We start from the raw sequence: 11591 nt of genomic DNA, 5'->3' as shown, positions 1-11591 counted from the left end.
CTTAATGGCGTTTGAGCGCCAGCATGGGCGTGCCGGGCTGCAATGACTGCCGTTCCTGCATGTAGAGTGCCGCAACGGTGCCGCTGGCCGGGCTTTCGAAGGGGCATTCCATCTTCATTGCCTCGATCACGGCAATAATCTCGCCCGCTTCCACAGTGTCGCCTGGGGCCACCATCAGTTTCCACACGCTGCCGCCGAAGGGGGCCTCGATCAGATCGGCGCCTTCCGGGACTTCGATGGCCACTGCTTCGGCCGAACCGGCATCGCCGCCTTCTTCCAGATCGGTCACCCGGTCGAACTCGCCGGAACGCTGCCATTCGGCGCGCTCCTCGTCGAAGGCGGCCTGACGCTGTGCTTCAAAGGTTGCGATGGCCTCGGCATTCTCCGCAAGGAAGGCGCGGTAATCGGCAAGGCGGAATTCGGATTCCTCGACCGTGATCGAACGGCGGCCATTGGGAAAATCCTGCCTCCATTCGGCCAGTTCTTCCGCGCTTACCTTGAAGAAGCGGATCTGGTCGAAGAAGCGTAGCAGCCAGGGCTTGCCGTCAACGAAAGCATCGGTCTGGCGGTGCGTGTTCCACACCTGAATGGTGCGGCCGAACAGCTGATAACCGCCGGGCCCTTCCATGCCGTAGATGCACATATAGGCCCCGCCGATGCCCACTACGTTGGGCGGCGTCCAGGTGCGGGCGGGGTTGTATTTGGTCGTCACCAGCCGGTGGCGCGGGTCGACCGGGGTGGCCACCGGCGCGCCGAGATAGACATCGCCCAGACCGAGGACGAGATAGCTGGCATCGAAGATCAGGTTCTCAACCGCATCTGCATCGGGCAGACCGTTGATGCGGCGGATGAACTCGATATTGTCCGGGCACCACGGTGCATCGTCGCGCACCGCGCCCATGTATTTTTCGATGGTTTCCAGCGTCGCCGGGTCGCGCCAGCTGAGCGGCAGGTGGACGATGCGGGAAGGTGCGGAGAAATCCTCCAGATCGCCCAGCGATTCCTCGGCCGCCATCAGCACGGCAAGGGCACCGCGCTGATCAAGCACGTCCCCGTCGAAATGAAGCTGGAGGGAACGGATGCCCGGCACGATATCGATCACGCCCGGCAGCGCCAGTTCCTCCAGCTCGGTCATCAACGCGTGGACGCGGATGCGCAGTTCTATGTCCAGCACGATGGGGCCGTATTCGACCAGAATGTTCCGGTCGCCCTGCTGGCGATAGACCGTGCGGGGACGAGCGCCCTGTGCCGGAATGTCTGCAAGGATCGGCGAAAGATCCGCAATGTCGCGCGCAGGTTCCGGCGCTGAAGGGAGTTCCAGCGGAGCCTGATCGGCCATGGCAGCATCGGCGGCAGTCACTGGTACGAAGCGAAGCCGGTCATCCGGGGAGAGCTGCCCGATCTTCCAGCGATCCGCGGCGATTACCGTGAACGGGCACACGAACCCGCCGAGCGAGGGACCGTCCGGCCCGAGGATGATCGGCATGTCGCCGGTGAAATCCACCGCGCCGATGGCGTAGGGATTGTCATGGATGTTGGAGGGATGCAGGCCCGCTTCGCCACCATCCTTGCGCGCCCATTCGGGCTTGGGGCCGACCAGGCGAACGCCGGTGCGGTTGCTGTTGTAATGCACCTGCCATTCGGCCGCCAGGATCGCGCTAATATCGTCTTCGGTGAAGAAATCAGGCGCGCCATGCGGCCCGTAAAGGACGCGCAGGGTCCAGGTTTCGCCGAAATTGGGCGTGGGGCTGGGGGCGACGGGTGCGCCGGTATCGGAGGTGCCCAGGTGCAGTGTATCGCCGGCCAGCAGCCTGCGTGCCGCGTGGCCGCCGAACTGGCCCAGCGCAAAGGTGCTGCGGCTGTCGAGGTAAGGTGGGATGTCCAGCCCCCCGGCAAACAGGATATAGCCGCGCATGCCGCCACCTGCCGCCCGGCCCAGAGCCAGGGTCTGGCCTGCCGCAACATCAATGGCGGTGCCTCGCTCGATCGGCTGGTCGTCCAGTGTGGCACCGAAATCGGCACCGGTGACGCAGATCTGCGCGGGCGAGTTGAAGACCAGCGTGGGGCCGCTGGCGGTTACCTCAAGCCCTGCAGTGCCTTCGGGGTTGCCGAGTACTCTGTTCCCGATCCGGAACGAGCGATCGTCCATCGGGCCTGACGGCGGCACGCCGATGGCCCATAGGCCCTGTCGGCCCGGCCAGTCCTGCACGGTGGTGGCCGTGCCACCGCTGACCACGCGGATGCTGCGCGGGTTGTAGCTGACCATCTCCAGCAGCCGGGTCGATACTTCGCCACTGGCGAATTTCTCGCTGCGGACCACATCGCGCAGCCAGCGCAGATTGGTTTCGATGCCGTCGATCCGGCTTTCGTCCAATGCGGCCTGCATTGCGGAGATCGCGCCTTCACGCGTGGGTGCGTGGACGATCAGCTTGGCCAGCATCGGATCGTACCATGCGCTGACCGTGCCGCCGGCCATGCACCAGGTTTCGGCGCGAATGCCCTCCGGGAAGCTGACGGCCGTCAGAGTGCCGATAGTGGGGCGGTAATCCAGCGCGGGGTCTTCCGCATAGAGGCGCACCTGCACGGAATGGCCCTGCGGCACCGGTGGTTCCGCATCAAGGAAGGCGTAATCCCCGGCTGCGCCGCGGATCATCCATTCGACCAGATCGATACCCATCACCTCTTCCGTCACGCCATGTTCGACCTGAAGGCGGGTGTTCATTTCGAGGAAGAAGAACTCCTGGCGGTCTGCGTCGAACAGGAATTCGACTGTCCCGGCGGAGCGGTAGCGTGCGGCTTCGCCGAGGCGGACGGCGGCATCGATCAGTTCGGCGCGCTTGGCGGCGGAGAGCAGGGGCGCGGGTGCTTCTTCCACCACCTTCTGGTTGCGGCGCTGCAATGAACAATCCCGCTCGCCCAATGGCATGATCCGGCCGGTGCCATCACCGAAGATCTGGACCTCGATGTGACGGGCGCGGCCGATATAGCGTTCGAGGAATACGCCCGCATCGCCGAAATTGCCTTCGCCGAGCCGGGCAACGGCGGCAAAACCCTGACGTACCGCGGCTTCATCCTCGCAGATGCGCATACCGATGCCGCCGCCACCCGCCGTGGCCTTCAGGATGACGGGGAAACCGATCTCCCGCGCGGCTGCCGCCGCCTCTTCCTCGTCAGTGAGGAGACCGGTTCCGGGCGCCAGCGGCACGCCATGCTCGGCCGCCAGCGCCCGAGCGCTGTGTTTCAGTCCAAAGGTGCGGATATTTTCCGGCGTTGGGCCAATGAAGGCGATGCCGGCGGCCGTGCAGGCCTCTGCAAATTCAGTGTTCTCGGCCAGGAAGCCATAGCCGGGATGGATCGCGCCTGCCCCGGTATCCTTCGCGGCCTTGAGGATGGCGGCGATGTCCAGATAGCTTTCCGCAGCCGGGGCGGGACCGATGCAGACAGCGACGTCCGCCTGCGAGACGTGCAGCGAGCCAGCGTCCGCCTCGGAATAGACCGCGACAGAGCGCAGGCCCATGCGGCGCAGCGTGCGGATGATCCGGGTGGCGATTGCCCCCCGGTTCGCAACCAGTACTGTATCGAAGCTCATGCGGTGACGATCATCCGAACCGGCGTGGGGTTGAAGGCGTTGCAAGGGTTGTTGATCTGCGGACAGTTGGACACGACGACGATCACATTCATGTCCGCGCGCAGATCGACCGTGAGGCCGGGCGCGGAAATCCCGTCGACGATACCCAACGCGCCGTCTTCCTCCACCGGCACGTTCATGAAGAAATTGATGTTCGAAACCATGTCGCGCTTGCCCCGGCCTTCCAGCAGGTTGGCTTCGAGAAAGTTCTCGACGCAGGCATGCTGGGCCTTGGTGTGATGGCCATAGCGCAGCGTATTGGATTCACAGGAACAGGCGCCGCCGATCGTGTCGTGATATTCGACCGATGTGCCCACGATGGTCATCATCGCGCGCCCTTCGTTGGAACGCAGCACGGTGCCTGACTTCAGGAACAGATTGCCCTGCGCCGCCACAGTATCCTGCGCGCTGTAGCGTTCGGCATCGTCGGCAGCGGAATAAAGCAGGAAATCGACCGCCTGATTGCCTTCCAGATCGACGATCCGCAATGTCTGCCCGGCGGCGACATGGTGCAGCCACGGCGCCCGCGCTGGAACGATTTCATCGTGAACGACAGTGCCGGATAGGCCTGAGTGGTCCGGATCGGTGGTCATTGCGGCCTTGGCGTCCTTCTTAGCGGCGGAAATAGTCTTCGACGTTCTGGAAGGCCCGCAGCCCTTCCGGCGTTGAATTGCGAATAGGGTCGGTCTCGGGCGTCACAGCGCCGCGCCAGGCGGTAGCCCGCAGGGGTGTGACGACCCACTGGTCGCGCGGATCGAGCACATGCGGGCAATTGGCGATGACTACGATCACGTCCATTTCCGCGCGCAGGACCATGCTGCGCCCGGCCTCAAAGGGGCCGACCAGCGGAGTGATGGTTCCGTCCTGCTCGATCTTCGTGCCCTTGAACAGGTTCACGCAGGGGTGGACGTCGCGCCGCTGCAGCCCGTGCTTGGCCGAGCCCAGCAGCAGGCGGTCGCGCCCGTTGGGGAAGGCGCCGCTATTGCGGCCTTCGCCATATTTCGCTTCGTTGGTCGCCGCGTTGGAGGTTCCGCAGAAGGCATCATGCGTGCCCGCTTCATCCTCCAGAATACTCATCAGCACGCGCCCCATGTCGGACAGCAGCAGCTTGCCGGCGCCGAGATAGGCGTTCCATTGCACCTTCACCGTATCGGCCACGTTGAGCCGTTCGCTGGGCATTTCGGCATTGTAGATCAGCAGGGATGCGCAGGCATCGCCCTCAAGGTCGATCAGGCGCAGGCGCGATCCGCGCGCCAGCTTGCGGGTGGCATAACCGCCCGCAGCAATCGTTTCTTCCCACAGAAGGTCTTCGGCCGAAACATGCGCGGGAAGGTCGGCGGCGACCGGCGGCAAGACCGGCATCGCTTCCACCACGGTACCGGCCATCGCGCGGGCATGATCGCGCGCGGCCATGGGATCGGCGAGGATTGCTGTCATGCGGCGGCTTCCTTTTCGGGCAGGCTTTCGGCGGAATCGTCTTCCAGCTCGTCCAGCTCATGCAGCGGCGGAAGCAGGGCAGTAGTGGTGACGAGTTGCAGCTGATGTACGCCGCGAATGCTGCGCAGCGCATCGCACAGCGCCTTGAGCCGGATGGCCGGGCCTTGCACCAGCAACACTTCCAGCGACTGGTCGTCTTCAAGGAAGACATGCTGGGAGGAAATCACTTCCTTCAGATAGTCGACCTGCGTCTCCGCCAACTGCTGCCGCACACGCCCGCGATTGCCGCGATAGACCAGCGTGACCGTGCCCGCGAGCATGTTCTCCGGCCGGGTCAGTGCCTCATGCTCTGCCAGGGCGTGGCGGATCAGTTCGGCGATCATCTGGGAGCGGGAAGGGAGGCCGCGCTCCTCAACCATCATGTCCAGTTGGCGAGACAGTTCTGCCGGGAGACTCATGCTGAGTCGGGCGAGACTGGTTGGGTCGGAGCTCATCCTGCAATCCTCTCAATTATTATCAATTATGTCAATCGTAATACTAATCACTTCGTCCTCCACCGGGCACAACGGCGCCGGTTTCGTCAGCGGCAGGTCATAGACCGCCGTTGCCCCGAAGCGATGCGGGGCATGGGGATCATGGCGGCGCTTATCCAGCGTCAGCACGCGGGTGCCGAGGGAGAAGGCTTCCTTGATGTCGTGCGTCACCATGATGACGGTCAGCGAATAATCGCTCCACAACCGGGTGATCAGCGCGTGCATGTCGGCCCTGATGCCAGGGTCCAGCGCGCCGAAGGGTTCGTCCAGCAGCAGAATTCTGGGGCGCTTCACCAAGGCCTGCGCGATGGCGAGGCGTTGCTGCATCCCGCCCGACATCTCGGCCGGATAGAGGTGCAGGCTGTCGCCAAGGCCAACGGCCTTAAGCATCTCTTCCGCCTCGCCAATGGCGGCACGGCGCCTTGCGCCGAACAGTCGGCCTGTGAAGGGCGCCTGCGCGCATTCGAGGCCGAACAGCGTGTTTTCCAGCACGGAGAGGTGCGGGAACACGGAATAGCGTTGGAACACGACGCCGCGATCCGGCCCGCATTCCGGGGGCAGGGGCACGCCGTCGAGCATGATTGAGCCGCGCGTCGGAACTTCCTGTCCCAGGATTACCCGTAACAGGCTGCTCTTGCCCGCACCCGATGGGCCGATGATCGAGACGAAGGAGCCTGCCGCGATGTCGAGCGACACGTCTTCGAGGACGACCTTGTCGCCATATTCGACCCAGACGTTGCGGAGGCTGAGGAGCGCGCTCAATGGCCTGCTCCATGTGCCCAAGGGTAGAGCTTGCGGCTGGTCCACGCCAGCAGGAAGTCCATGAGCACCGCCAGCAACGCGATCCATGCGACGTAGGGCAGGATGATGTCCATCGAGAGGTAGCGGCGCACGAGGAAGATACGATAGCCCAGCCCGATGTCGGATGCGATCGCTTCGGCGGAGATCAGGAACACCCAGGCCGGCCCGAGCGACAGGCGCACCGCCTGAATCAGGCGCGGCATGGCTTGCGGGAGGGCAACGCGCAGCATCAGCTGCCAGCTGCTTGCACCCAAGGTCTGCGCCTTGGCGATCTGTTCCCTTGGCAGCGAGGCGACATGGGCTGCGACGTCGCGGATCATGAACGGTGCGATACCGATGACGATCAGGGCCACTTTGGAGGTCTCCCCAAGGCCGAAGGCGATAAACAGGATCGGCAGCAGGGCGATCGGCGGGACGACGGCGATCCCCGTCACCAGTGGCCCGAAGGTGGCGCGGACCGGCGGGAGAACTCCCAGAACCAGCCCCACCAGCAAGGCCGAGAGCGTTGATATGCCCAGGCCGAGGCCCAGCCGTTCGAGGCTGGCGAGTGTATCGGCCCAGAACAGCAACCGCCCGGAGAGCTGGTCGGGCTGGAACAGCAGGGCTGCCATCGCCTCGGCCATCGCCCCGGGCAGGGGCAGGATCTTGTCACTCGGGTTGGCCGCATGGCGGCCCGCCGCGATCACGAGATAGAGCAATACCAGAAGCGCGATCGGGATCGCACCCAGAATGATACTGTTACCGCGCCGGATCCGGCGGTTCACCCAACGCATAGGTCTGTTTTTCTTCTAAGCCTGCCCCTTACAGCTTACCATCCGCGGCCATCTGCATGAAGGTCGCATCGAAGCGCAGGGTGATGTTGTTCTTGTCGCCGAGAGTCTTGTCACCGGGGAACGACATGCCGATGGCATCGGCGGACTTCGCACCTTGGCCGAACAGGCCGTTATTGAAGCTGAAGTCGCGCACGCGGGTCATCGTGGTGATGAGAGCGGGAGAGGAAGTGGCCGCAACGGCCGCCTTTGGATCGGCATAGAGATAGGTGGTGGACAGCTGGCTGTCGAACTCTTCCGGGGTGGCCCCGGCAAGCTTCGCCATGGCCGCGCGGGCTGCCTTGCCTTCGGCATCCTGCTTCTCCATCAGCGCCATCGTTTCGTACCAGATGCCGGCAAGGGCCTTGCCGAGATCGGGGTTGGCCTTCAGCGTCGCGGTGTCGACCACCAGCAGGTCCAAGATTTCGCCCGGAATGTCTGCCGAGCTGAACACCAGCTTGGCCCCCGGAGTAGCCTTCATTGCCGAAAGCTGCGGGTTCCAGGCGACTGCGGCGGTGACGTCCGGCGAAGTGAAGGCGCCCGCGATGTCGGCATCGGAGGTGTTCACGGTCTTCACTGCGGTCAGCGGCAGGTTGATCGATTCAAGCCCGCGCGCCAGCAGGTAGTGGGAAACCGAAAGCTCCACGAGGTTAACCTTGCGGTCCTTGATCGCGGCCAGGCTGTCTGCGCCCTTGAGCAGGATCCCGTCATTGCCGTTGGAATAGTCGCCGACGATGATCGCGCTGGTATCCTTGCCGCCTGCAGCGGGGATGGTCAGTGCGTCCATGTTGGCAACGGTCACACCGTCAAGCTTGCCGGCGGTGTACTGGTTCACGGACTCGACGTAGTCGTTCACCTGCACGAAATTGATCTTGAGGCCGTATTTGTCGGCCCATTTCTTCACGATGCCGGCCTGCTGGGCGTAGGGCCAGGGCATCCAGCCGGCATAGATCGACCAGCCAATATTGAAGTCAGTCTTCGGCTCAGGCGCTTCGGTCGCCGAAGGCGAACACGACGCAACCAGCAGGGCGCAAGCTATTAGAGCAGTTCTTCCCGCGGCGCGGATTCCATTGAGCATGATTCGACTCCTTTCGCACGTGCAGCATTGCGCCAAAGCGAGGCGTTGTCCATCGGCAATTATTACCATTGATATAGTTTGTAATATCCATATGATGACTGCCTCGCGGGCCGGAACCAGTCTGACCGGACAGCCGCGGCGTCTGGGAGGGCGTGCATCGAAGGCAATCGTTCAAGGCTGCATTCGCGGCCGTTTCGAGAGATTTCGATGCCTCAGAGCCCGACATATAACCCAGCACTGTCCGGCAATCCGCAATCGGCCACTGCTCGTGCTTATCCCAACGGAAATCCGGCACTCGGCTACAATCCGGCCGGTGCCCGTAATACCGACAGCGCGGTGCCGCTGCACCCCACGGAAGCGGTGGTGCACGATTACACATGCGATGGGCCGGCCCCCGGCAATCTGGCTTTCCGCTGGACCTACGGTTCCAACATTGCCGCCAAGAACCGCGATCCTCGCGTGCAGGTGGTGCAATATAATGAGGACACCTACGTGCTGCGGCAGAATGTCTGCGTGCACTGGGAGGCCCCGTTCACATATCTTCTGTTCGGCAACAAGGGCGCGCTGCTGATCGACAGCGGAGCGACCGCGAATGCCGATCACTATCCGCTGCGCCAGACGGTGGACGCGATCGTTACCCGCTGGAGCCAGGCACGCGGGCGGAAGCATGTGCCGCTCACTGTCGCACTGACATCGGGCGAGGACATTGCGCAAAATCAGGGGTTGGTGCAGTTTGCCGGAAGGCCGGACACCACCATCGTTCCCCGGCCGCTCGCCGCGATGAAGGGCTTCTACGGGCTGGCCGGCAGCTGGCCTTCGGGCATTGGGGCGATCGATCTGGGTGACAGGGTGATCGAAGTGATCCCCACGCCCGGTGCGCATAAGGATGGGGTGACCTTCTACGATCCCTATTGCGATTTCCTGTTCACTGGCGATCTGCTGTTTCCGGGCAAGATCAACATCAGCAATGATGGGGATTTCGTCGCTTCGCTCGAACGGCTGCAGGCCTATGCCGCTTCAAAGCCGGTCAAATGGATCCTCGGTGGCCACATCGAGATGATGTTCGTGCCTGGCAAGTATTACGCGCGGTTCGCCACTTACAAGCCTTACGAGCGTCTGCTGGAAATGGAGCCGTCACTGATTGACGAGGCTGTGACTTACGCCCGCGAGGTCAAGGGCAAGGACATGATGTTGATCCGGCCGGACTTCGTGCTGTTCAACGGGGTCAGCCCCGATCAGCGCACACAGGTCTGGCCCGAGGGCGTGCCCAATATCAACGCGCCGCGCCCCTTCTGACGCCCCTTCGAACGACGAGAGCTGCCATGGATCGCCGCACTTTCCTTACCTACAATGCTCTGGCCGCTGTGCCGCTTTCCGGCGCGGGCCTTACCGCACTGGCCGATGTCGCATCTGCGGCTACGAGGGGGGCGCCGGTCGACTTCAAGAGCAACCTTCCCGCGCCGGGCGACTTCCCGAAGAAGTGGATCTGCGGTTCGTCCTCCTGCATGGACAACACCGATCCGCCGGTTCAGGTCCACTGGTACAACCCGCACACGGCGATCCTGCGCCAGAATAAGGCGTATAGTTACGAAGCACCCTTCGCTCCGCTCTATTTCGGCAATGATCGCGTGCTGCTGCTGGACGAAGGCTTCGTGCAGTTGCGCAACGACTGGGATTTGCGCGGGATCGTGGACCAGTGCATCGAGGAATGGTGCCGCCGCAACGATCGCGACCCGGCCAGCCTGGAATTGCTTGTGGCTTTCAGCCATCTGCATGCGGATCACTATGCTGCGGTCAACCAGTTCGCTGACCGGCCCAACACCCGCTATATGGGCCTGACCCATGACGAGATGGTCGGCTTCTGGGGCATGACCAATTTCCCGGAAGAAAAGGTGACGCTGGATCTGGGTGGGCGAGACATCCTGATCTGGGGATCGCCGGGCCATGTGGTGTCGGAATTCTGCTATTACGACACTTACACCCAGATCCTGTTCACCGGCGACATGTTCTACCGCGGCCGCTGCTACATCAGCTTCTGGGAGCCATGGTTCGACAGCATGAAGCGGTTGATCGATTTCTGCGACACCCATCCGGTCACTCACGTGATGGGCTGCCACGTGGAGATCAGCAATGCGAACGAAGATTATGCCTATGGCATGACCTGGCAGCCCGACGAGGCGCCGGTGGAAATGACCGTGGCGCAGCTGCGGGAGGCTTTCGAATACGCCAAGACGATCACGGAGCCGGGCATTTATTTCACCGGCACGGTCTTCCTCTGCAACCAGACGCGGGGAACGACCACGATCGACAAGAACCCCTATCGGTACAGCTGAGCCGCAAGCGGACCAGGAGAGCAGCATGCGCATGAAGAAATCCATCGGTCTGGCACTGGCGTCGGTTGCGTTCTCAGCCGCTTTGCCCGCCCATGCGTCGGAACTGTCCGAAAAGCAGATCAGTGTGCCCGGCTTTGCCGACTTTCTGGCGGTGGACGGGGACACGGTGTGGGCGACCAACGCCGGGCGGGTCGAGCAATGGTCGACCGAGGGCAAGCGCGCTTCCGTGGATGTGCCCAAGCCCTGCGGCGCGATGAGCATCGCTTTCGGATCGCTGTGGCTGGGCAATTGCGATGGCGGCGAAGTCTACCGCATAGACCCTGTGGCCGCCACGGTTGTGGCGACGATCCCGGCGGGCATCGGCCCGAGCGGCGAGTTGAACGTAGTGGCAGGCGCCGGTTCGATCTGGGCGCCTGACCAGAAGGCAGGGAAGGTTTCGCGGATCGACCCGGAAACCAATGCCGTGGTGGCCACGATTCCGGTAACGGTCGGCGCGTCTTATCTCGCCTTCGGCTTTGACGCATTGTGGGTGGTGAGCGGCATGGGCCAGACCCTGCAGCGCATCGATCCTGCCACCAACTCCGTCACCCACACGATCACGCTGGGCAAGATGCCCGGCTTCCTTGCCGCTGGTGAAGGCGGTGTGTGGGTACAGGAACAGGCCGACGGCACGCTTGTGCGGGTCGATCCCGATACGGTGGAAGTCGCCGGGCGGATCAAGGTTGGCGACAATCTCAAGTGGGGCGATATTGACACTGGCGGCGGCAAGGTGTGGCTGCGCACGACCGACGATCAGGTGTTCGCCGTGATCGACCCACTGACGATGGAAGTGGCCGCCCGGGTCGGGAAGCCTGCGGGCAGCGGTGCGTTGCGCTACACACCGCAGGGTATCTGGACCACGGCCCATGACGAGCACACGCTGTCCTGGTGGGCCGAAGCCGACACGCCGAAATCCGAAGACTGACTCTCGCG

10 protein-coding genes are annotated in these 11591 nt (G+C 63.2%); 3 read left to right on the top strand and 7 right to left on the bottom strand.

The window, feature by feature from the left end:
* Position 1: 1 nt before the first annotated feature.
* The 7 genes from uca to SZ64_RS10115 are packed head-to-tail and all read right to left on the bottom strand — an operon-like array spanning position 2 to position 8286.
* The gene (gene uca / locus SZ64_RS10145) at positions 2–3589 is read right to left on the bottom strand and encodes an urea carboxylase (protein WP_054530719.1); all 3588 of its coding nucleotides are present in this window, start codon (positions 3587–3589) and stop codon (positions 2–4) included.
* Positions 3586–4221 (bottom strand): urea amidolyase associated protein UAAP2, encoded by a 636-nt coding sequence (locus SZ64_RS10140; protein ID WP_054530718.1) that lies wholly within the window; start codon positions 4219–4221, stop codon positions 3586–3588. Before SZ64_RS10140 ends, uca begins: the two co-directional genes overlap by 4 nt.
* Before the next feature lie 19 nt (positions 4222–4240).
* On the bottom strand, positions 4241–5065 hold the full coding sequence (locus SZ64_RS10135; protein WP_054530717.1) for an urea amidolyase associated protein UAAP1: 825 nt from the start codon (positions 5063–5065) through the stop codon (positions 4241–4243).
* Complete coding sequence (locus tag SZ64_RS10130) at positions 5062–5559, bottom strand: CopG family ribbon-helix-helix protein (protein ID WP_054530716.1); 498 nt, start codon at positions 5557–5559, stop codon at positions 5062–5064. Before SZ64_RS10130 ends, SZ64_RS10135 begins: the two co-directional genes overlap by 4 nt.
* A 12-nt stretch (positions 5560–5571) precedes the next feature.
* Positions 5572–6360 (bottom strand): ABC transporter ATP-binding protein, encoded by a 789-nt coding sequence (locus SZ64_RS10125; protein WP_054530715.1) that lies wholly within the window; start codon positions 6358–6360, stop codon positions 5572–5574.
* Positions 6357–7172 (bottom strand): ABC transporter permease subunit, encoded by an 816-nt coding sequence (locus SZ64_RS10120; protein ID WP_054530714.1) that lies wholly within the window; start codon positions 7170–7172, stop codon positions 6357–6359. The genes SZ64_RS10125 and SZ64_RS10120 overlap by 4 nt, the downstream gene beginning before the upstream one ends.
* Before the next feature lie 28 nt (positions 7173–7200).
* Positions 7201–8286 (bottom strand): putative urea ABC transporter substrate-binding protein, encoded by a 1086-nt coding sequence (locus tag SZ64_RS10115; RefSeq protein ID WP_054530713.1) that lies wholly within the window; start codon positions 8284–8286, stop codon positions 7201–7203.
* Between the two features lie 207 nt (positions 8287–8493).
* On the opposite strand from SZ64_RS10115, the gene SZ64_RS10110 reads away from it, so the two are divergent.
* The 3 genes from SZ64_RS10110 to SZ64_RS10100 are packed head-to-tail and all read left to right on the top strand — an operon-like array spanning position 8494 to position 11583.
* On the top strand, positions 8494–9582 hold the full coding sequence (locus SZ64_RS10110; protein WP_054530712.1) for an MBL fold metallo-hydrolase: 1089 nt from the start codon (positions 8494–8496) through the stop codon (positions 9580–9582).
* A gap of 26 nt (positions 9583–9608) precedes the next feature.
* Entirely contained in the window at positions 9609–10619 is a 1011-nt protein-coding gene (locus SZ64_RS10105; RefSeq protein ID WP_054530711.1) for an MBL fold metallo-hydrolase, read from the top strand.
* A gap of 25 nt (positions 10620–10644) precedes the next feature.
* Positions 10645–11583 (top strand): YncE family protein, encoded by a 939-nt coding sequence (locus tag SZ64_RS10100; RefSeq protein WP_156313603.1) that lies wholly within the window; start codon positions 10645–10647, stop codon positions 11581–11583.
* Positions 11584–11591: the final 8 nt, after the last annotated feature.

Source organism: Erythrobacter sp. SG61-1L (assembly GCF_001305965.1).
Classification (GTDB): Bacteria; Pseudomonadota; Alphaproteobacteria; order Sphingomonadales; family Sphingomonadaceae; genus Andeanibacterium.
The sequence above is the reverse complement of the archived record's forward strand: the minus strand, read 5'-3'. Positions and strand labels throughout refer to the sequence as shown.

What these genes read in the sequence shown, in the direction of transcription:
- uca (WP_054530719.1), bottom strand. Translation starts at nt 3,589, where the DNA reads ATGAGCTTCGATACAGTACTGGTTGCGAACCGGGGGGCAATCGCCACC.
- SZ64_RS10140 (WP_054530718.1), bottom strand. Translation starts at nt 4,221, where the DNA reads ATGACCACCGATCCGGACCACTCAGGCCTATCCGGCACTGTCGTTCAC.
- SZ64_RS10135 (WP_054530717.1), bottom strand. Translation starts at nt 5,065, where the DNA reads ATGACAGCAATCCTCGCCGATCCCATGGCCGCGCGCGATCATGCCCGC.
- SZ64_RS10130 (WP_054530716.1), bottom strand. Translation starts at nt 5,559, where the DNA reads ATGAGCTCCGACCCAACCAGTCTCGCCCGACTCAGCATGAGTCTCCCG.
- SZ64_RS10120 (WP_054530714.1), bottom strand. Translation starts at nt 7,172, where the DNA reads ATGCGTTGGGTGAACCGCCGGATCCGGCGCGGTAACAGTATCATTCTG.
- SZ64_RS10115 (WP_054530713.1), bottom strand. Translation starts at nt 8,286, where the DNA reads ATGCTCAATGGAATCCGCGCCGCGGGAAGAACTGCTCTAATAGCTTGC.
- SZ64_RS10110 (WP_054530712.1), top strand. Translation starts at nt 8,494, where the DNA reads ATGCCTCAGAGCCCGACATATAACCCAGCACTGTCCGGCAATCCGCAA.
- SZ64_RS10105 (WP_054530711.1), top strand. Translation starts at nt 9,609, where the DNA reads ATGGATCGCCGCACTTTCCTTACCTACAATGCTCTGGCCGCTGTGCCG.
- SZ64_RS10100 (WP_156313603.1), top strand. Translation starts at nt 10,645, where the DNA reads ATGCGCATGAAGAAATCCATCGGTCTGGCACTGGCGTCGGTTGCGTTC.